Origin of the sequence: Enterococcus sp. DIV1444a, from assembly GCF_051712125.1 — a bacterium.
Lineage (GTDB): Bacteria > Bacillota > Bacilli > Lactobacillales > Enterococcaceae > Enterococcus > Enterococcus faecalis.
The window spans coordinates 45,776-66,408 of the sequence record NZ_JBIOOG010000002.1 but is presented as its reverse complement, the minus strand read 5'-3'; the positions used below and the strand labels follow the sequence as shown (position 1 = coordinate 66,408).

Sequence of the window (20,633 nt, the reverse complement as noted above, 5' to 3'; positions counted from 1 at the left end):
CCTCTTGTCTTTCATTATACTAAATAATTAATTAGTTTTAAATGATTATATACTGCATTTAATTAACTTAGTGTAATTTAGTTAGTCAATCGAGATTAGGTATTTTAGAATTAATTCGTCGGGTTCAGATACTTAAAAGTTTTTGACCTCTTTGTTTTTTCGTGCTATACTTGAAATCATCAGGTGTCAAAAACTTATGTTCAGAAAAGGTGAAGAAATTTTGTCTATTTATGGTTATTCAAGAGTGAGTACTAGTAACCAAGATTACAAAACCCAGATTCAAAAACTAGAAAAATCCGGAGCAAAAAAAATATTTAGTGAAAAATATACGGGAACAAAAAAAGAAGGAAGAAAAGAATTAGAAGAACTACTATCTATTGTAAAACCTGGCGATAAAGTTTTAGTGACGAAAATTGATCGGCTAGCTAGAAGTATCGTTGATTTAAATTCGATTATCTCTTCTTTAAACAATTCAGGAGTGACTATCACCTTCTTAGATAATGCCCTAACCTTTGAGCCAAATAAAAGTGATTCTATGCAAACGTTAATGATGAATATGCTGGGTAGCTTTGCGCAATTTGAAAGAGATTTAATCGTGACACGTACCCAAGAAGGAAAACAATGGCACAGAGCGAATAATAAAAATTATCGAGAAGGACGCCCAAAAAGAATCCTAAATGATAAATATAAACATGCACTAGAGTTAATGGAAACAAACAGCATGCGAGAAGTGGAAAGGAAAACAGGTATTTCTTTGTCTACTCTCAAAAGAATCAAGAAACAAGCAAAGGAAGAGCAGTTACTTAGTGAGAAATAAAATGGAGTAGTTGTAATTTAAAATAGAGAGAAAGATACTCAGTGGTTGAAAAGATATTATTAGATTTGGCTGAAGACGTTATCCGAGTAAATCCTAACAGAAAGCAGGAATTCAAAGAAATGATTATAGTTACCGATTATGAATATTTTAGATGGTTATCTGAGAAAATGTAATCGTTAAAACCTATGTAATAAAAGCAACTTTCCTCAGAAAAGTTGCTTTAGTTGAAGATAGCTTAAACTAACTAAAATTTTTGGAAACTACGCTATTTTAAATTTTCAATTTTTATCAATTATACTAGCTATTTTTCTATTATTTTTTTATTCAAGGAAACCATTTCAATTAGTCCTTGAGCAACGTCTGCTCCCTTATTTCCTGCCTTTGTTCCAGATCGCTCAATCGCCTGTTCAATGGATTCAGTTGTTAACACACCAAACATTACAGGAATTTTTGATTCCAGACCAATATGAGCCACTCCTTTTGCGACTTCATTGCTGACCAATTCATAGTGTGTCGTTGCTCCTCTGATGATGGTTCCTAAGGTAATTAAGCCATCATACTTTTTACTTTTAACTAATTTTTGGGTTATAAAAGGAATTTCAAATGCACCGGGTACCCAATAAATATCAACATTTTCTTCTAGTACGCCATGACGAGATAGATTATCCATTGCTCCACTCAATAGCTTTGCGTTAATAAATTCATTGAATCGTGCAACTACAATTCCCACTTTCATATCTTTTCCATTAAGCTGCCCTTCAAACGTTGCCATATGTTTCTTCCTCTCTTAAATAGTTAGTAAATGATGAAATTTTTGTTTTTTTGTTTTTAAATAGTTTTCATTCTCTTTCACTGCTGGAATTTCCAGAGGTATCCGTTGATTGATACTTATTCCAAGAGCTTCTAATTGCTCTATTTTTTCAGGATTATTCGTGATTAAGTCAATTTTTTCTACACCCAAAGCATCCAGTATTTCTGCTGCAAACTGATAATCTCTTTCATCTGGTTTAAAACCAAGCGCCAAATTTGCATCAAACGTATCCATGCCTTGTTCCTGTAGTTGATATGCATGTAATTTATTTTTTAAACCAATCCCACGACCTTCCTGGCGAAAATATAAAATGGCTCCTCTTCCCTTTTTCTCAATCATTCGCATTGCTTCATGCAATTGTTCGCCACAGTCACAACGATGCGAGCCAAAAATATCACCTGTCAGACATTCAGAATGCACACGAACTAGCAACGGCTCTTTAGACTGTCGAATCTCTCCTTTTGATAATAGTAAATGTTCCTTAGCTTGTTGGTCTTCAAAAAGAGTCAGGTCAAATTCGCCAAATGCAGTAGGAAGGCTCACTGTTAACGGTTCTTCTGCGTTTAGGTAGGTTACTAATTCTTCCACTGTAATAAAAGGCAGCTTATGTTTTTGGGCAAATTGTTTTAATTGCGGTCTTCTTGCCATTGTTCCATCCTCATTTAAAATTTCACAAATATAGGCTACTTCACTTTGATTTGTAAGTTTCGCTAAATCGATGGCTGCTTCCGTATGCCCTCTTCGTTCCAAAGCACCGCCTTCTTTACCAATTAGTGGAAAAATGTGTCCGGGACGATGAAATTCTTCCGAAACACTCTCATTTTTTGCCAAAATTTCAATCGTTTTTGCTCGATCATAAGCTGAAATCCCCGTTGATGTCTCTTGGTGATCTACACTAACGGTAAATGCGGTTCCGAAGCTGTCAGTATTCTCTTTTACCATTTCTCTAAGTTTCAAACGATCAGCTATTTGTTTTGAAACAGGAGTACAAATCAAGCCTCACGCAAATGTAACCATAAAGTTGACACTTTCAGGTGAAACTAAATTTGCTACACCAACCAAATCACCTTCTGCTTCTCGATCATCATCATCTGCTACCACAATCAACTTGCCTTTTCTTAAAAATTCAATTGCTTCCTGAATATTTTTTCTACTCAACTAATTCAGCTCCTTCCATTCTATTGACTTAGATATACTTAATTGTTTGACCCATATGCTTTATTCGAAGAATTTTCCCTTTTTCTAGAATCAAACCTGTAAACATATTACGCTCTCCTTCCAACAATCTTAAGATCACTGCCTAATTTTTCGATATTCACAAATTTCAATGGGGTTCCGGAATTGCTTACTCGATTACTCGACATACTTGGAAGACTATTTCCACCAAGAAGTAATGGTGCTACGTAACAAATTATCTCGTCCCAGTAATCACTGGCTAAAAAAGCATCATGAATGACTGAGCCCCCCTCAACATAAACAGAGTGAATATTCCTTTTGTATAGTTCATTTAGAACATTCTGAATCGTAACGGAGGTTAAAGAGAGAACCTCTACATGCTTTGGTAATTGATTTGCATGTCCAACTTTTTCAGTAAAAATCAATACTGGGACACTAGATTCTTTAAAAATACTTAACTTAGAATTAGCCAAAATTCTCCCTCTTCTATCCAATACGATACGAACAGGTGGAAATTGAGATTTTCTTGTTGTTAAAAGTAGCGGATCATCAATAAAAATCGTTTCACTTCCTACCAAAATTGCTTGATAATCTCCTCTTTCTTCATGAACTCTTTCAAATGCCTGCTTTTGAGTAAGATTTGTTCGTTTTTGCCTTAAAGAAATTTTTCCATCTAATGACATTGCCTGCTTTAAAGAAACAAACGGACGTTGCTTCTCAAAAAAGTGGTTATAATGTATATTTAAGTCTCGTACCTTGTTTTCAAGTATACCTATTATTACATGAACACCTTGCTCTCTTAACTTATCCACTCCTTTTCCTGAAACCATCGGATTAGGATCAAGCTGCCCGATTACGACACATTTTATTCCTGAATCAATGATTGCCTGCGTACAGGGTGGCTGCTTTCCATAATGAGCACAAGGTTCCAAGGTTACATAAATTGTTGAATTGAGTAGTTTTTCGGGAGACTTACATGCATTAATTGCATTTATTTCAGCATGCGCTTGGCCATATTTCAGGTGTGCACCTTTTGAGATAATTTCATTTCCACTGACAATTACTGCACCAACTAAAGGATTAGTAAAGGTTCTCCCCTCTCCCATTTTCGCTTCCTTAATCGCCAGTTCCATAAACGCTTCATGCAAGAAAATTCCTCCTTTCCAAACAAAACAGCCCTACGTATATACGCAGGGCTGGTAAAAAATTCAGACTTAAAGAAGACATGACAATAGAAGACACACTCCTCCTATCATATCCACTAAGCTCTTCTTCTCCCATCCAGACTTTAACTGTCGGTTCCAGAGTTTCACTGGATCAACCGCAAAAATGCGGGTCACGGACTTCAAGTAATTACTCGTCACCGTCGGTCGGGAATTACACCCTGCCCCGAAGAAATCTATTCAATTAACATATACAGAATACAAGTTAGAAAATAACTTGTCAACTTTTCATAAATAATTTGTTAGTAGCTATTTTCTTTTTTCCTGATACAATAAAGAAAAACAATAGCACAGAATTTTCTTTGTCTACACTTAAATAGACAAAAAAGCAAAAGAACAACTATGACTTAGTGATAAACGTATTAAATAATGTGTTCATTATTAAGATATATCTTATGCGTAAATAAAATGATGATACTTAAAAAAATTTCAACAATGTAAAATTTAGTTTAGATAAAAGAAAGTCTACATAAAAGTGATTGTATTCTAGAAAGAAATATTTACCAGTTTAAATATGAGAATTAGTCTAAGCAATAAAAAAAGCCGAAAAGATAGAAACATTTTCGGCTTTTTTTATTGTAGTCTTGTAATAGATAGTTTTGAATAAAACTACCTATCCTTGATCATTATGAAGATTTGGATGTGTATGTTTAAATACAGGTACTTCTCCCATTGCCTCTGGATGTTCTTGATACGTGAACTTTTCGCCATCTTTCGCTATTTGACCTTCAAAAGCACGTGATCCTTGTCCATCAGAAAAACTCATAATGGTATGTGAAAACTCTTGGTGCTCAATATCTTTCATATTACCCGGAATAACTACTCCATATTTTTCTTCCAGCTCTTCTTGAGCTTTCATAAATTGTAATTGATGTTGAGTCTCCCTAGCTAACAAGAACTTTAACATATCTTGGACACCTTTATCTTCCGTCATGTGATAAAGCCTGCTAACTTGTGTTCGTGCTTGTGATTCTCTGACAACATTAAACCGCATATCAGCTACTAAATTTCCACTAGATGTAGCATACCCCGCATTCCAAGCTACTCCATTAGGGTTAGTAAGACCTGCTGTCAATCCATGGACTATTGCGTGCTCAGGGTCCATACCTCCTAATACAGCAGCTAAAGCAGGATCTTTTTTTGCTTCCTCTTCAGTAATAGACGTTGGAGCCCCCTCTAATAAATAAGCAATCATAGTTGAAATCATTTCAACATGTCCAATTTCTTCTGTACCAGTATCTAATAGTAAGTCTTTATACTTCTCGCTACCAGATGATCCCCAACCTTGAGTTAAATAGGATAGCATTCCAGTTATTTCTCCCCATTGTCCTCCAAGTGCCTCTTGTAACTTTCTGGCCATAATTGGGTCTGGTCGATCAGGTTTAGCATTGTATTGTAATTTTCTAGTATGAATAAACAACTCTCATATCCTTCTTTCTTTACTATGACAGTAGCGACATACAATTGACTATTTAAGTAATCTATGAAAAAAATCGAGAAAAATTATCTTTATATTTAGGACTTAGAAAAAACTAATTATTAGTATTAAAAAAGACATTCGAATCTAAAATTCCACTCTCATTTTTTAAAACTAGAGAGTAAGTTCTAGGATTAAAATCAATTTTAATATCGTTGCCCAAAAAAGTTTTCTCAGCGTTAGATATATGAACGGTAAATGTAGGGTTAGACAAAACAATTGAATATCCACTTACTGAATTATCCGTAGAAATAATCTGAAATTTATCACCTACAGCGCACGACCCGCCAACATTAGAAAATTGATTAGAACCGTCATTAAGAGCTAAAATAAAAGTATTATGGGGAACTTTTTCAGCTAAATACTTTTTAGCTGTATCAGATATGGTAAGTTTCATAACAAGATTTCCCTCCTTTTCTTGCTTTTATTTTAATACAAAAATCATTTTAAAAAAAAAGTTTTGCTTTGTGTAAAAAGTTTACATGATTTTAGACACTGATTCTTTTTTATAAGAATAGCTTAATTTGGGCTAATATCATGACTAAAATTAATATAATATGGAAGCAAGTAGCACGTATGAAGTAGAGAAGACAACAAATATTTTGTTTCTACTCTTTAAAGAAAAAGTAAGAAATTGGAATGTAAACACTTAAATTATATAACATAGAAAATTATATCAAATGTACGGATGACGAAAAAATCGAGTGTAAAGAATGTCTCTTCAATGTTTTTCATTCTATAGAAACTTGTCTGAGGTATAGAGCAAACACTAAAAACTATCTAGAAGGACGTCCCAAAAGAGTGTTAAACTATAAATACAAACACGCACTATAATTAATGGAAACAAATAGCATGCTTGAAGTAGAAAAGATGATTGGGAGGAGTGGTTCTAAAGAGTTTACTAGTATGTATGAACGTTATTAGCGTTGTGGGGTATATATGGTATAATAATTAAGAAGAAACATTAAAATACTACTGCCATCAATAGATTTGTGATGGGTTTATGGGAAGGTGAAAAGATGAAAAAATTTCAAGTAAAAGAATGGTCATGGATAGTAATCGCTTGTTCTTTCTTAGTATTGGCTTTTACAGAAAAACAAATTATGTTTGGCGTTTTAGGTTTGTCTTTTCTTACTTTTGCTTTTAATGATTAAAGAAATACTATAATAGCGGGGAGTTTAAATGAAACGAAGGGTATATGATTTTTTTGGTAAAGAAATAAATTTAGATAAAGAAAAATGTTGTCCAGTCTACTATGTACAATGTGATTGTGGACATTTAGCAATACGCAAAAATAATACGGATAGGCAAATTTTTAGATGTAGTCTTTGCAAAAAGGAGTATCGGCATAGGCAGAAAACAAGGACAGTAGTGCCTATTTTTAAGGAATTATAATTGTCAGAAAATTGAATTTCTTATAGCTGGTTTAAAATATCCTATTGTAAGTCCAAGGGGAATAAAGGGAGGAGAGGTGCTTAATGAATTTTGGTTACTTGAATTTTGGAACAAAAGACGCTATTTTAGGAATTGCTTTTTTTCTTGTCTTAATATTGACGGTTTCTTTTCATTGGTCAGCTTTAGAATTTGTTTTATCTTCAGGGGTAGTAGGGATGGCTTTTTTCGCTGGAAATATGAAACAGGATAAAAGAATAACAGAAATACAAATCAAAAAAAGTAAAAAGAAATAAATGTAGTGATGCTGCCACAAAGCCTAAAACAACTACTGATTAAAAATTAATAACGGGAGGGGATTTCATGAAAAAAATAGTATTTACTTTTTTGTTTCTTGGAATTTTAGCCACAGCAACTATATCTAATTCTACACCGGTAAGTGCTACTTCTTTTGAAGATATAAAAGAAAATGTAGTTACTCTTTCTACACGTCATGGTGAATATAGAGTGAAAACAACTGCTGCCTTGAATTGTCGCTCAAGCATGAGTACTAAATCTAAAATTGTAGGTGTATTTCCTAAAGGTACGATTTTAAATGGGTCTTTCTTTTCAAAAAAAGTAGGTGGGATCTATTGGATGCAAGTTAGTGGAATTGATAATCGAGGAAAACGTATAACTGGTTACGTTGATAGCCAGTATTTAAAAGGTGCCTGATTAGGGGCTGTCAAAAAGACTGAAAAAGTAATATGTACTTAAAAAAATAAGAAATCATTAGAGAACAAAAAAGACATTCCTTTTAGCAGTAATAAAAGGGATGTCTTTTTTTTGCCTAAATTTTGTGATCAATAAGAGGATGTCCATATCCAGCCTCTTGTTTTGCTTCAGTAGTTAAAGCAAAAGATGTCCCGATAACACCTAGAGCAACTAAAAGCAATGAACCTAGTGCTAATTTTTTCATAAGAAAACTACCTCCTTTCTTTTTCATTATATTTATATTAACATGTAATTATATATATGTTAATATAAGATGAGAAAAAAGGAGGTTTAAACATGAAAAAAAATATTCTAGAAGAATATAGAGCTACTAAAAACAAAGGAGAAGATTTTTTACATTGGTTATTGGTTAGGAAATTGAATACCTTTGGAAAAGTAGTTATCGCGATTATATTATGGCTTTTGTGGTTAAAATACGCATTCAATCTAGTATTCATGGTGAACTTTCTAAAAGTAATAGTATTAATTACAATTATTTACTGGCTGGTTGATATCTACTTGCGCGTTAAACACAAACTAAAAAAATAATGACTGTAGATTTTTGAGCTACTTTAAATTTAAAATAATTCGGAAAACTGAAATTTTGTTGTTGCAAAACAGAACGTTAGTTCGTATAATGTAACTCGAAAGGACGGTTTTTTGCATGAAATTTGATTATTCCAAAGAACCCCGGAGAGATGTTTTATGTATCGATGTAAAATCCTTTTACGCGAGCGTAGAATGTGTAGAACGTGGCTTAGATCCCCTCAAAACAATGCTTATAGTAATGAGTGGTGCGGATAATGCAGGCGGACTTGTACTTGCTGCTTCGCCAATGGCAAAAAAAGTCCTGGGAATTTCTAATGTGACTCGTAAAGATGAAGTGCCTGATCACCCAGATTTGATTATTGTTCCACCAAGAATGAATTTATACATGAAAAGAAATAGTGAAATTAATAATCTGCTCAAACGTTTTGTTGCAGATGAAGATCATTCTGTTTTTAGTGTGGATGAAAGCTTCATTGATATAACTGCTTCTCTGAAGTATTTCAAATGTGATACTGCTTATCGATTGGCCAAAATTATTCAACGTGTTATTTATAACCATATGGGATTATACGTTACAATTGGCATTGGAGATAACCCATTGTTAGCCAAGCTGGCCCTAGATAACGAAGCAAAAAATACAACAGGTTTTGTTGCAGAATGGAGATATGAAGATGTACAAGAAAAAGTTTGGTCTATCTCCCCTATCACTGAATTTTGCGGGATTGGCAAGCGTATGGCTGCTCGTTTAAAGATGTCAGGAATTGAGTCGATTTATGATTTAGCACAAGCAGATCCTTATCTATTAAAACACCGCTTTGGAGTCATGGGATTACAACTGTTCGCACATGCTTGGGGCATTGATCGTAGTTTTTTAGGAGAAAAAAGCCAGGTGGCCAAAGAAAAATCATTCGGTAATAGTCAAGTATTACCTAGAGACTATGCTCGAAAGGATCAAATTGAATTAGTGCTGAAGGAACTTTCAGACCAGGTAGCAACCAGGTTGAGATATTCAAACTGTCAAACTGAATGTATTTCAATTTTTGTTGGTTATTCTAAAGGACAAGTTGATGGACTGGGCAGGTCTGGTTGGCGAAAACAGCTTAAAATCGCTCGTAGCAACAACACAAAAGTGTTAACTGAACATGTTTTAAAGCTTTTTCGAGAAAACTATGTTCCTGGAATAGACATTCGTTATTTAGGCGTCTCCTTTGGAAAGCTGGTTTGGGATACTACCCTTCAGTTAGATCTCTTTTCTGTTCCTGAAGAACAAATTGTAGATAATCAGTTGGATTATTTGATTGATAAAATACGTCAAAAATTTGGCTTTAAAGCATTGATACATGCTTCTTCTCTTTTAGATGGAGCAACAGCTGTGAATCGAGCCGGATTAGTTGGTGGTCATGCAGGTGGAAACGTCGGTCTTGGAGGTTAACAAATGAAGAAAACTAAAAAGGAATTTACACCTTATAACGATTATATAGACCGCCCTTTTGATTTGAAGTGGCCAACTGCTTTCCCTTTAGGAGAGTTGCAAGCAGCAATCAAAGAAACTAATGAATTCAATGCACGAGAGATTGAAAGGCTTCCACAACAATCTCAATTTAAAATAGAATACTTATTAGATCGCTCAATTAAACAAAATAAAGTGCTTGAAATCCAGTTGAACTCATTGGATGAATATGATCGTGTAAAACCGCATGTTTTTGGTGTTTTCCGTGGAATGGCTGAGTTTGATGTTGTTTTAATTGGTGATTTTCAAATCGATTTCTACGACATAAGGCACATTAAAATTCATAACTTTTTGAAATGGTCTGCAGTAGAAACTGTAGAAGAGCCTTTTATAGGCGTAGAATTTTCAGAATTAACCGAAGAAGAAAGTAAAACAATTGATGATTTCATTAACGACTATTACAGCGATGGAGATTTTTATGAAAACATATGATTACCAAGGTAAACTAATCAAAGAAGATACTACTACAACTAGTATTGCCTATGTGCAGTGCTCGTGTGGCTGTCTTGCAAGTAGAGTGTCGAGTGATTTAGACAAGTATAAATGCTCGTTATGTAAACGAATATACACGATTAAGAAGAATTCTATAATGCGGAATCATAAATTATAATATAAAAAAAGAGAGTATTTAATATACTCTCTTTTTTTAGGTATACCAGTATACTGGTATACTTAAGTTAAACTTACTACTTCTTTAAAAGTTCAATTTGTGTGTTATACATAGAATTGAATGCTTCTTGTTGTCGAGTAGAAAATTTTGTGTTTACATAATTATCTAGCAAGAGGTTCAAAATATCATTTACTGTGGCTTTGGGCATGTTTTCTAAATCACCAAGAAAGGGTTTTAAAGTGTTTATTTTAAGATTGACTGAAGGAGATATTTTTTGAGTCATAGTAGCTTTATATCGTCGATCTTCTGTAGAAGGCTTAACATCACTATTATCTGTGCTTGTTTTTTTAGATACTGATGTAGGTTTTGTAGCAAAATTATTTGCAGTATCTCTTGAAAAATTATCATTACCTTTAACACTTACATGTTTTTCTTCTAAAGAAGATTTTTTCTTCTTAGTTTTGATAATAGGTTCGAAACTATTACTCATACTTTATCCCTCCAATTCTTCTAGTACTAGTTGATGTTGATCTAATTCATTTAATACGTCAATAAATACCTTATGCGCTTTAACGTCCCAACCGTCTGCTTTACCTGTGTAATTATGACTAATTTTAATTCCCTCAACATCGTAGACTTTTAAACGTTCTTGATATTTTACAACAGTGTTTAATACATTTCCTCCATATAATTCTTTTGCTTGTTCTAATACTTTATTGTCTACCCTACCCCCAGGACGCAACATACAAGGAATTATACCTAAGACCTGTAAATCATTATCGTATGTGTCAGCTAAGTATTGCATATAAGCGATATATGTTTGAGCACCGTCTAAAGATAACTCTTGCGTTTGAAGAACAATAATACAGTAATCTGCTGCAAGCATTGCATTATCACTAAAATCTGAAATAGTTGGTGGAACGTCAATATAAATTGCGTCATATTTCTCTTTAAGGGGTTTTAATAATGTATTCAAGTAATTTATTTGGTCAAATTCGTTAGACGGAAATTTTGTCATTAAAATTTTGGTGAGATTTCTAAATGCAGTGTTAGCTGGAATGAGATCAAGGTTTTCTGAGATATTGGTGATTGCTGGTTCAAGACTACCTTCTTGAAAAGCTTCAGTAACAGTATAAGTGATTTCGTCTAAATCTCCCGTCTTAGCTAATACTCTAGTAGCGTTTCCTTGAGGGTCTAAATCAATTACTAATGTTTTTCGTCCTAAGTGTAGTGCACTTTCATATGCAAGCATGGTTACTGTTTTAGTTTTACCAACCCCGCCTTTAAAATTTCCAATAACATATACTTTTCCCATTGATAACTCCTCCTTAGTATACTTTTGATAACTTAAAAAAAGTATACCACCGCCATTTTTAATTGTCAATAAAAATTATTTCAAAAGTATACTGGAGTAAAAGTATACTGGTATACCAAGATACTAAAGCTAAGTATACTGGAAGAAAAGTATACTAGTATACTGGTATACTTTTCTTAAGCGAACCTTTTAACAAGCAATATTTCTAAAGTATACTGGTATACCTTTGAATAAAAGTTTAAGTATACTGGTATACTATCATGATAAAAGCAATAGTATACCAGTATACTTACAATCATATTTTGGAGTATACTGGTATACTATTGCTAAAGAAAATAAAAAATAATGATTTACAAATTTAATTATGTACGGTATTTTTTAAGAGTATTGAATTTATAAATATTAAGATAAAAAAATAGAGACGGTAACTTACTTGATCGCCAAATCAAATAAGTTACAGAATCAAAAATGTACACCCATTTTCAATTCTTTTGCGTCCCTCGATGATAAACTACCACTACTAGTTTATCAGTATATTTGTAGAATTAGAGAGTTAGCCCTCTCTTTTCTTGGCAATTATACCATAGGATGAGCGATATATCAACGTTTTCAAGCATATTTCAGTGTGTAATTTAACTGATAATAAAGAGAAAAAACGATGTTTCAAGAGAGTGGTGGTACTGGCGTACTGCTACTCTCTTTTTGTATATAAAAATTCAAGTAAGGCGGTGAGAAGATGAAAGTTTCTGACGTTATTTCAGTTATTTTAAAAAGTGGCATTCGTGAATACAAGTATTTAAACAGCAAAATTAAACCAATCGGCTATAAAGCTGAAGGGAAAAAAGGTGCTATTTTTGGGTTTAGATCAAAGGAGTTAATGACGGACTCTCGTGGAATCGTTCTTACTTCTCAAGAAGCCTTAGCTGAAAATGAAGATAAATTTACTCATTGGACCCCTAATGTTTATAGTTATGGTGCATATGCTGATGATAATAGAACTATTGTTAAAGGCCACAACGAAAGAAACTTGCAACAAATCAACACTTTTGTAATCGATTTTGATCGCTCACCAGGTGAAAAATTAGATTCTCAAATGATTCTCGATGCTGCAATTGATCTGGAACTAATGCCAACGCTAATTTTAGAAACTCCAGCGGGATTTCAAGCGTATTTCATTCTTGAAAATGCCTGGTATATTTCATCAAAAAGAAATTATCAGTCAATCGAAGTGGCAAAAAGAGTATCCGAAAATTTAAGAAAAGCATTTGCTGAAGTATTACCTTCAGTCGATTTAGGATGCAACCATTTTGGCATTGCACGTATTCCTAGAACAGACAATGTAGTCTATTACTACCCAGCTCTAACTCATGATATGCAAAAACTAATTCAATGGTCTATGAAGTTTGAGCCAAAAAGAACATACAAAAAACCAAATCTTAATGTTGTTGCTGTAAAGATGAATCAGATCAAAGAGCAGTGGGTTAAAGTTTTAATTGATAATCCGCAAGTCGTCGGTACTAAAGGAAAACTAGGACGAAACAATGTAATTTTTACTTTATCTTTGGCTTACTATGCGTCAAAAATTGAACAAGAACGCTGTTTTGATGACATGGATGTATTCAACAGCTCTTTGAATTACCCATTAACAGTTGGAGAAGTAAAGAGAATTGTTAAGAGTGCGTATTCAGGTAAATATGAAGGCGCAAGTAAAGCATATGTGCAAGAACTAGTATCAAACTGGAGCTTAGAATCACTCTCTGAAGAAACAATTTTTACCCAACAAAGAAATAATTGGTATAAGTTTAAAAAAGAACGTCATGAAAGAAAACAATCACACTTATCTGAATGGAAAGAAGATATTTTAGCTTACTTAGAAACACAATGTTATAGATATCGGCCCGAAGTAAGTTTAACTAAAACAGATTTACAAGCAGCAATTACTTTTAACGGCCAATCAATCCCGAAACGATCACTTGATCGTGCATTAAAAGAATTAATATCAGAAGGTAAATTATTTGTACAAGTAAAAGCCGGCCGAGGAGGGGGCTTAGTAGTTGCTACTCGTAAAGCATTAATTCGTACAGTTATTCAAGTAAAACAGCAAGTGAAATCAGCTTATAAACAGGGTATTAAGACATTTTTTAAAGAAGCCGATATATTAGTAAGACTGGTTGAACAAACTGATAAATACAGCCAAAGAATTATGGAATACCAGCAATTAAAACTATGGAATACTGGATAAATTTAAACATGTCAACTGCCAACACATTATATTTCTTTTATACTTTCCCCCTATATATTATTCTAATTTTTGTATTATTTTGTTTAGTTATTTGTTAAAATTATTTTGTACAAGCCTTATCAATTGGTTAGTAACTTTTAACAACGGAGGGTTAGACACATGAAGAAGTATAAAAAGTTTTGTTTTTTAGGTATTGGGTTATTACCTTTAGTATTAGCTAGTTGTGGTACAAATACTGCTACAAAAGATTCACAAGATGTAATCAAAAAAAAAGTAGAACAGGTAGCTACTTTAACTGCAGGGACACCTGTCCAAAGTTTAGACCCAGCGACTGCTGTAGATCAAACGAGTATAACTTTATTGGCCAATGTGATGGAAGGGTTGTATCGATTAGATGAAAAAAATCAACCGCAACCAGCAATTGCAGCTTGTCAACCAAAAGTATCGAATAATGGCAAAACATATACCATTATGATTAGAGATGGCGCTAAGTGGTCTGATGGTACACAAATAACTGCTAGTGATTTTGTGACTGCGTGGCAAAGAGTTGTAGATCCTAAAACAGCTTCTCCCAATGTGGAACTGTTTTCCGCTATAAAAAATGCCAAAGAAATTGCTTCAGGAAAACAAGCCAAAGATAATTTAGCGGTGAAAAGTAATGGTGAGAAGACATTAGAAATTGAATTAGTTGAACCAACACCTTATTTTACTGATCTGTTATCCTTAACTGCTTACTATCCAGTACAGAAGAAATCTATTAAAGAGTATGGGAAAGGCTATGGGTCTTCTCAAAAAGCAATTGTAACAAATGGAGCATTTAACTTAACAAATTTAGAGGGAGTAGGCACTTCTGATAAGTGGACGATTTCTAAAAATAAAGAGTACTGGGATCAAAAAAATGTTTCTATGGATAAAATTAACTTCCAAGTCGTTAAAGAAATTAATACAGGAATAAATTTGTATAATGATGGACAATTAGATGATGCACCTTTGGCTGGGGAATATTCAAAACAATTTAAAAAAAATAAAGAATATTCGACAACATTAATGGCCAATACAATGTTTTTAGAAATGAACCAAACTGGTGAAAATAAACTTTTACAAAACAAAAATGCCCGAAAAGCGATTAGCTATGCTATCGATCGGGAAGGTCTAGTTAAAAAATTACTAGATAATGGGTCCATTGCTTCTGTTGGCGTAGTACCAAAAGAAATGGCTTTTAATCCAGTAAATAAAAAAGATTTTGCTAATGAAAAATTAGTGGAATTTAACAAAAAACAAGCAGAAGAGTATTGGGATAGGGCTAAAAAAGAAATTGATTTATATAAAAATACTTCTTTAGATTTACTTGTAAGTGATGGAGAGTTTGAACAAAAGGCAGGAGAATTTCTGCAAGGACAGTTGCAAGATAATTTAGAAGGATTGAAGGTTACTGTAACACCAATTCCTGCTAATACCTTTATAGAGCGATTAACAAAAAAGAATTTTACTTTGAGTTTAAGCGGATGGCAGGCTGATTATGCAGACCCTATTAGCTTTTTAGCAAATTTTGAAACAAATAGTCCGTTGAATCACGGCGGATATTCGAATAAAAATTATGATGAATTACTTCATGATACTTCTTCTAAACGTTGGCAAGAATTGAAAAAAGCAGAAAAAATATTAATTGATGATATGGGGGTAGTGCCAATCCTTCAGGTAGGGAATGCTAAATTACAAAAAGAAGCAATTAAAAACGTATCCATCCATTCGGTTGGAGCAAAATATGATTATAAAAAAATGAAGATTCAATAGAATGGGGATTGCTATGGATGGAGTAGAAAAATTAATTATTCAAGGTAGAACATATTATCTTGTCGGGACAAATCATATTTCGGAAGAAAGTGCAAAACTTGTTAAAAATGTTATAGATGAAGTTAAGCCAGAATGTGTTTGTATTGAGTTAGATGACAAGCGATATCAAAAGTATACTAACCCAGATAAATGGGCAAAAACGGATATTGTTAAGGTAATTAAAGAAAACAAACTAGTAGTATTGTTTTCCAATATTATTTATGGAGCGCTACAAAGAAAACTAGCTAAGGAAAAAGGTACTACACAGGCAGGAGAATTAATTCAAGCTATAAAGAGTGCTAAAGACGTTGGCGCTGATATTCAATTGATTGATAGGGACATACAAGTGACTTTTAAAAGAATGTGGAGACACCTAGGGTTTTGGCAAAAGCCAAAATTAATTATGACATTTTTTTCTGAGATTGAAGATATTGAAGCCGACAAATTAGAAGATTTTTTGGAATCCGATAGTTTTGATAATGTATTCATTGAGCTTTCCAAAAAATTTCCTACAATATTTAATGATATTATAACTGAAAGGGACAAAGTTATGGCAACTAAATTATTAGACAGTCAATACAGCGTTAATGTTGTTATTGTTGGAAAAGCTCATGTCAAAGGTATTGTTGATAAACTAGAAAAAAAGAGGACTTTCTCTTTAGATGAATTAACTAATGTACCTTCTAAAAAGTTTAGTAGCAAAATTATTGAATGTATTTTCCCAATGTCTATACTTTTACTTGTAGGACTTTCTTTCTTTTCAGGAATAGAAGTAGGCTTTTCACAAATTTTTAAATGGATTATTTGGAATGGTGGTCTAGCAGCTTTATTTACTTGTTTTGCTCTTCCTAATCCTTTAACTGTATTGACTTCTTTAATAATGGCACCTGTTGGAGCATTGTCTCCAGTTCTATCAGTTGGTGTATTCGCAGCTCTAACTGAAGCAACTGTGAAAAAGCCGACCGTAAAAGATTTTTTAACTGTACAAGATGATGTGTTATCAATTAAATCTATTTATAGAAATCGATTGATAAAAATTGGTTTAGTATTTTTACTTGCAAATATAGGTGGGGCTTTAGGGAATATCATTGGCGGACTGGGGATTTTAAAAACTTTAATTTAAAAAACATAAAAGTTACTCCAAAAACGGAGTAACTTTTATGTTTTTTAAAGATTGTTTGAGTATGGTTGTATTGCATAAAGGTTCTTGTCAGGATATACAAAGTTTTCTCTTTGAGAAATTGCTTTAAGTTCATTATCAAGACTCTCATAAGTTTTATTATATCCAAGTTGTTTAAACATTTTTACTGTTTGTACTGCTTCTAAAAAAATAGTAATGTCTCTAGTTTGAAGAAATTTTGTAAGTTGTTCTAAATAAACTATTTCTAGATTTAAAGACAGATCGATATTAAACATAGGTATTTCTCTTAATGATTTAAAAATATCTATGTATTTTGATGCGGATTCATAATCTTTTTGGTCTTGAAATTTTGAAATTAAATTTTTAATAGATTGTTGAACACAAAAATCAAAAGTAACACCGTTAGTTTCTTCTACAGGAAACAGTTTTTCTAATAAAAATGCTATTTCTTTTGGTTCTATAAAAAAAACGATGTTGCTTACCAACTCATAATCAAATGAGTAAAATACCTGACGTTTTTTATACATATTTTTTAGTGAACGAAGGTCTTTCTTTGTGAAATAATCATTATCGATGTAACTTGATTGTATTCCTAAGGCTATCATTGTAATGTATAAGCAATAGTGACCGTAACTATTATTTTTTTTGTACTCTACTTCCTTTAACTTTTCTAAAAAGTTATTTTTAGAAGATAGAACAGTAGGTAGATTAAGTTTTTCTTTCCAAAATGGTAATGAGTCTAATTGGGTGACATTGGAGCGATAAAATAATTCTTCTGGTCTCATAGCTATTTTTTCACAAATCTGTTCCAATTGTTTAATTGATAAATCTTTTTCATTTCTTTCGAATCTTTGATAACTACCTTTTGACATTATGTTTTCGTAAAAATCTTTTTGGGAAAATCCTAACTCTTGTCTGATTTCAATAATCTTTTTTGTATCAAACATAAAAAAACTCCTTTTGTAGCATATTTTTTAGCCTTAAAAAACATATTTTAGTAAGACAATGAAAAAAACAGGTGAAAAGCAGCATAAATTTAATGCCTTATATTGGTTCTTTAAACCATTGTTTTTTCTTCGTGAAGATTTTTATCGAAAAAAAGTGTTGAAAAATATTCAAATTTGTTCTATAATTTTTTTAGAGGAGGAAGTATATTTATGAGAAAGCAAAAAATATTATCTATCCTTAGTATTATCAGTGTGTTAACAATTTCTTTGATGGCGTAATTCACGCACTCAAAGATAACAAAATAAGAACCTCTTCCATAGGGCTACCAACCCTAGAGGGAAGCAAAACAATTCATATGCTCTAGCAGGCATGAACTGTAAGGTTCTTTTTGTTGCAACTAATGTTACAACAAATTGTATTATAGCAATTTTTGCCTAAAAAGAAAACGACTTTTGTTTGATTTTTAGTGATTTTTATGGATTTTTTGAAACAAATGTGTAACTTTAATTTCAAAAAAATTCATTGAAATCTATTTTATAGTTTAAGTAATGTAGTGCTTCAAAGAGGATATTACGCAGTTCACGCGTAGTGTCCTCTTTTTTTGTCTGTTAACTTGTCAAAAAATTGAACGGAGGTGATGAAAATTGCGAAAGAAATATTTAAAAACTTGCTCAAAAGATTTTATTTACAAAACTCATACAGTTAAAACGTTTGATAACAAGATTTTTGTAAATGCGTGGAATGGTGATTTTATTTCAAGGAATGATCCAATAAAAACCATAGCGGCTAAGGACTTATATTTCTTAGCAAAGAATTTAGAAAGAGACGGAATGATTGTTGCTTCACGCAAAAACGAATTAGAGCCGCTTAGATTTTTAGAAAAACCGGTTAAAATTAAACAATATGTTTAAAAATCTTTGTTACTAGGTTTCATTGATTAGTGAAACGTTCTTGTCATTACTTCGGAATAACTGCTCCTTGAAAAGTACATACGCGGAGATAAAAAGTAACTTGGTAACTGTCGCTGATTGCTCTCTGCACTTAAAAAAAGACAGTGGGATAGCCTTTTGACAAGAGAAGTTATCCTATTTCTAGCATTCATGCCAGATAAGTAAGTAGTGGAAATTGATCGTTTGTTTCGGCAAGCCAGTTTTCTTTGCGGGTGAAATAGACTGATACTTGTGTCACTTATCGTGCCAAAGGTTTTTGCTTTAGGTTATGAATTAGAAGGAGGCTCCATTCCTGAAGTTGAGCAAGGTACGCTTAACCTGAAAGCGATATTCACTAATGAATGAAATTTAGTAACAAAAAAAGGAGAAATTAATCATGGCATATATTACGAAACAAATGATTGTTGAACTAATTGACTACATGAAAAAGAACGGTAAAAAGAAATTATTGGTTGAAGAGAACATTAAAGAAACACAAAACGCGAAACAGTGGACAACACAACGAAAAATAACGTTGTATAAAGCAGTTCATGAAACGAAAGCTTTATACAAAGATTATTGTCCTGTTAAAAGGGAAGAGAAAGAAACACCTGAATTATATATGCGTGTTAGTTTAATCGGATAAAAAGCATGTGACGAAAAGAACAAGCTATTGCTTGCGATAATAGATACATTTAGGTACGCTAAAATTACAAATCTTAGGAGGAAGAAGAAATGAGTGAAAAACAAGGGTTTAAGTTAAAGAAAAATCAAATTATTGGGGTATCAGTTGCAGCACTACTTTTAATTGGTGGTGGTTCTGTTTATGCAGTAAATAGCCAAAAGAAAGCACAAGCAGAAAAAATCGAGTTAGCAGAAAAGAAAGAAAAAGAGGACTACAAAAAATTGTCGTTACAAGTCGACGAATCAGTGAAAAAAGCATATGACACGCGAAGTGCTAAAGACATTGAAATGGCTGAAACCATTATTAAAAAATTAAAAGAACAGGACCAAAAAGACCCAAAAGCGAAAATGACAAAACTTCATTCGTTTTTAGACTTGATTAAGAAAACAGATCAATTGTTAGCGACTGCAGAAAAATCTAAAAAAGATAGTGACATTAAAGCAGCTCAAAACAGCATTAACGAAGAAAAAGACGAATACTTGAAGAAAGATAAAGAAGCACACCAAAAACGCTTAGACAAGCTTAAACAAGGAATTAAAGAGCAAAAAGACAAAGAAGCAAAAGAGAAATCTGAAAAAGAAAAAGCACAAAAGGCTGAAGAACAAAAACAACAGGCTACAGCTGGGAACAACAAAGAAAATGCAACTAATCCAGCACAAGAAAACAAGGTTCAAAATGAAGCAGCAAACGGAACACCAGCTAACAATACAACTGGCCAAGCAGAACAACCACAAGCACCAGCAGTAGAACAGCCAGTAGAACAACCGCAAGCACCTGTCGATAATGGTGGAGGGTATAAACCAGCACCACCTGCAGGAAATGGTGGTGGCGCTGTAACACCGGAACAACCAAACCCAACACCTCCACCAGTTGACAATGGCGGTGGAAACTCTGGTGGTGGTAATAACGGTGGCGGAAATGTGACCCCTCCACCAAGTAATACAATTGATCCAGGCACGCCACAAGGAAGTTTGGGCCTGTTTCCAACACAAGCTGCTGCTGAAGCTGCGGGTACAGCAAAAGCACGCGAATTGGAAATCTCTACTGGCCAACCTTATAGAGTGCAGACTTGGGAAGTCCTATATACAGATGGAAGATCAGCAGGATTCACAGGTGAACTAGTACCATTTGGATAAAATATTTTAAATTAAAGAGGCAACGATTGAAGAATACTCAATCGTTGCCTTTTTTGATTTTGAGGAGTGATGAGAAATGTTCTTTC

The 20,633-nt window shown here is 33.1% G+C and carries 22 protein-coding genes, 2 pseudogenes and 1 riboswitch; of the genes and pseudogenes, 15 read left to right on the top strand and 9 right to left on the bottom strand.

From position 1 onward, the window contains the following. Positions 1-196 precede the first annotated feature (196 nt). Complete coding sequence (locus IGI87_RS13885) at positions 197-817, top strand: recombinase family protein (protein WP_438737518.1); 621 nt, start codon at positions 197-199, stop codon at positions 815-817. A 301-nt stretch (positions 818-1,118) separates the two neighbouring features. Here the strand turns inward: IGI87_RS13885 and ribH are convergent, their stop codons facing one another. The 5 genes and pseudogenes from ribH to IGI87_RS13860 form a co-directional block, all read right to left on the bottom strand. Next, positions 1,119-1,589 (bottom strand): 6,7-dimethyl-8-ribityllumazine synthase, encoded by a 471-nt coding sequence (ribH, locus tag IGI87_RS13880; RefSeq protein ID WP_173962200.1) that lies wholly within the window; start codon positions 1,587-1,589, stop codon positions 1,119-1,121. 15 nt (positions 1,590-1,604) lie between these two features. After that, positions 1,605-2,786, bottom strand: a pseudogene (gene ribA / locus IGI87_RS13875) (GTP cyclohydrolase II). A gap of 107 nt (positions 2,787-2,893) precedes the next feature. Continuing rightward, positions 2,894-3,952: a bifunctional diaminohydroxyphosphoribosylaminopyrimidine deaminase/5-amino-6-(5-phosphoribosylamino)uracil reductase RibD gene (ribD, locus tag IGI87_RS13870; RefSeq protein WP_437435082.1), complete on the bottom strand. Its 1,059-nt coding sequence runs from the start codon at positions 3,950-3,952 to the stop codon at positions 2,894-2,896. A 117-nt stretch (positions 3,953-4,069) separates the two neighbouring features. Next, positions 4,070-4,205, bottom strand: a riboswitch (FMN riboswitch). Between the two features lie 435 nt (positions 4,206-4,640). Beyond that, positions 4,641-5,447, bottom strand: coding sequence for a manganese catalase family protein (locus IGI87_RS13865; protein WP_174126078.1), 807 nt, complete (start codon positions 5,445-5,447; stop codon positions 4,641-4,643). A gap of 112 nt (positions 5,448-5,559) precedes the next feature. Further along, positions 5,560-5,901, bottom strand: coding sequence for an iron-sulfur cluster biosynthesis family protein (locus IGI87_RS13860; protein ID WP_174126079.1), 342 nt, complete (start codon positions 5,899-5,901; stop codon positions 5,560-5,562). A gap of 359 nt (positions 5,902-6,260) precedes the next feature. Between IGI87_RS13860 and IGI87_RS13855 the strand changes: the two are divergent. From IGI87_RS13855 to IGI87_RS13840, 4 genes and pseudogenes are all read left to right on the top strand, one after another. After that, positions 6,261-6,335 (top strand): annotated as a pseudogene (locus tag IGI87_RS13855) (recombinase family protein); the annotation flags it as partial. Positions 6,336-6,523: 188 nt separating this feature from the next. Continuing rightward, positions 6,524-6,658 (top strand): hypothetical protein, encoded by a 135-nt coding sequence (locus tag IGI87_RS13850; RefSeq protein WP_256213937.1) that lies wholly within the window; start codon positions 6,524-6,526, stop codon positions 6,656-6,658. A gap of 324 nt (positions 6,659-6,982) precedes the next feature. Continuing rightward, the gene (locus IGI87_RS13845; protein WP_002358191.1) at positions 6,983-7,192 is read left to right on the top strand and encodes a hypothetical protein; all 210 of its coding nucleotides are present in this window, start codon (positions 6,983-6,985) and stop codon (positions 7,190-7,192) included. A 67-nt stretch (positions 7,193-7,259) separates the two neighbouring features. Further along, entirely contained in the window at positions 7,260-7,610 is a 351-nt protein-coding gene (locus IGI87_RS13840) for an SH3 domain-containing protein (RefSeq protein ID WP_174126081.1), read from the top strand. Positions 7,611-7,725: 115 nt separating this feature from the next. Here IGI87_RS13840 and IGI87_RS13835 read toward each other — a convergent pair whose 3' ends face one another. After that, positions 7,726-7,854, bottom strand: a complete 129-nt coding sequence (locus IGI87_RS13835; protein ID WP_258077569.1) for a hypothetical protein — start codon at positions 7,852-7,854, stop codon at positions 7,726-7,728. Between the two features lie 92 nt (positions 7,855-7,946). Here IGI87_RS13835 and IGI87_RS13830 point away from each other — a divergent pair, with 92 nt between their 5' ends. The 4 genes from IGI87_RS13830 (at position 7,947) to IGI87_RS13815 (ending at position 10,318) form a co-directional block, all read left to right on the top strand. Continuing rightward, a complete protein-coding gene (locus IGI87_RS13830; protein ID WP_105223231.1) occupies positions 7,947-8,198 on the top strand; it encodes a hypothetical protein in 252 nt (83 codons plus the stop codon). A gap of 115 nt (positions 8,199-8,313) precedes the next feature. Beyond that, a complete protein-coding gene (locus IGI87_RS13825) occupies positions 8,314-9,630 on the top strand; it encodes a Y-family DNA polymerase (RefSeq protein WP_174126082.1) in 1,317 nt (438 codons plus the stop codon). 3 nt (positions 9,631-9,633) lie between these two features. Next, on the top strand, positions 9,634-10,140 hold the full coding sequence (locus IGI87_RS13820) for a hypothetical protein (RefSeq protein ID WP_174126083.1): 507 nt from the start codon (positions 9,634-9,636) through the stop codon (positions 10,138-10,140). Beyond that, positions 10,088-10,318, top strand: coding sequence for a hypothetical protein (locus IGI87_RS13815; protein ID WP_042898632.1), 231 nt, complete (start codon positions 10,088-10,090; stop codon positions 10,316-10,318). Before IGI87_RS13820 ends, IGI87_RS13815 begins: the two co-directional genes overlap by 53 nt. Before the next feature lie 76 nt (positions 10,319-10,394). On the opposite strand, the gene IGI87_RS13810 is transcribed toward IGI87_RS13815, so the two are convergent. Together IGI87_RS13810 and IGI87_RS13805 are read right to left on the bottom strand one after the other, a co-directional pair. Next, complete coding sequence (locus tag IGI87_RS13810) at positions 10,395-10,808, bottom strand: hypothetical protein (RefSeq protein ID WP_174126084.1); 414 nt, start codon at positions 10,806-10,808, stop codon at positions 10,395-10,397. Positions 10,809-10,811: 3 nt separating this feature from the next. After that, on the bottom strand, positions 10,812-11,633 hold the full coding sequence (locus IGI87_RS13805; protein WP_002365892.1) for a ParA family protein: 822 nt from the start codon (positions 11,631-11,633) through the stop codon (positions 10,812-10,814). Positions 11,634-12,369: 736 nt separating this feature from the next. On the opposite strand from IGI87_RS13805, the gene IGI87_RS13800 reads away from it, so the two are divergent. The 3 genes from IGI87_RS13800 to IGI87_RS13790 all read left to right on the top strand — a co-directional run bounded on the left by IGI87_RS13800 (position 12,370) and on the right by IGI87_RS13790 (position 16,831). Beyond that, positions 12,370-13,875 (top strand): primase C-terminal domain-containing protein, encoded by a 1,506-nt coding sequence (locus IGI87_RS13800; RefSeq protein WP_174126085.1) that lies wholly within the window; start codon positions 12,370-12,372, stop codon positions 13,873-13,875. Positions 13,876-14,034: 159 nt separating this feature from the next. Beyond that, positions 14,035-15,669 carry a peptide pheromone-binding protein TraC gene (gene traC / locus IGI87_RS13795; RefSeq protein WP_174126086.1) on the top strand — a complete coding sequence of 545 codons (1,635 nt, stop codon included), beginning with the start codon at positions 14,035-14,037 and terminating at the stop codon, positions 15,667-15,669. 1 nt (position 15,670) lies between these two features. Beyond that, entirely contained in the window at positions 15,671-16,831 is a 1,161-nt protein-coding gene (locus tag IGI87_RS13790; protein ID WP_174126087.1) for a TraB family protein, read from the top strand. Between the two features lie 44 nt (positions 16,832-16,875). Here the strand turns inward: IGI87_RS13790 and IGI87_RS13785 are convergent, their stop codons facing one another. Continuing rightward, positions 16,876-17,796: a helix-turn-helix domain-containing protein gene (locus tag IGI87_RS13785; RefSeq protein ID WP_174126088.1), complete on the bottom strand. Its 921-nt coding sequence runs from the start codon at positions 17,794-17,796 to the stop codon at positions 16,876-16,878. Between the two features lie 645 nt (positions 17,797-18,441). Between IGI87_RS13785 and IGI87_RS13780 the strand changes: the two genes are divergently transcribed. The 3 genes from IGI87_RS13780 (at position 18,442) to IGI87_RS13770 (ending at position 20,547) form a co-directional block, all read left to right on the top strand. Further along, positions 18,442-18,708 (top strand): hypothetical protein, encoded by a 267-nt coding sequence (locus IGI87_RS13780; protein ID WP_174126090.1) that lies wholly within the window; start codon positions 18,442-18,444, stop codon positions 18,706-18,708. Positions 18,709-19,123: 415 nt separating this feature from the next. Beyond that, a complete protein-coding gene (locus tag IGI87_RS13775; protein WP_438737491.1) occupies positions 19,124-19,372 on the top strand; it encodes a hypothetical protein in 249 nt (82 codons plus the stop codon). Positions 19,373-19,461: 89 nt separating this feature from the next. Next, the gene (locus tag IGI87_RS13770) at positions 19,462-20,547 is read left to right on the top strand and encodes a hypothetical protein (protein ID WP_174126092.1); all 1,086 of its coding nucleotides are present in this window, start codon (positions 19,462-19,464) and stop codon (positions 20,545-20,547) included. Positions 20,548-20,633 lie beyond the last annotated feature (86 nt).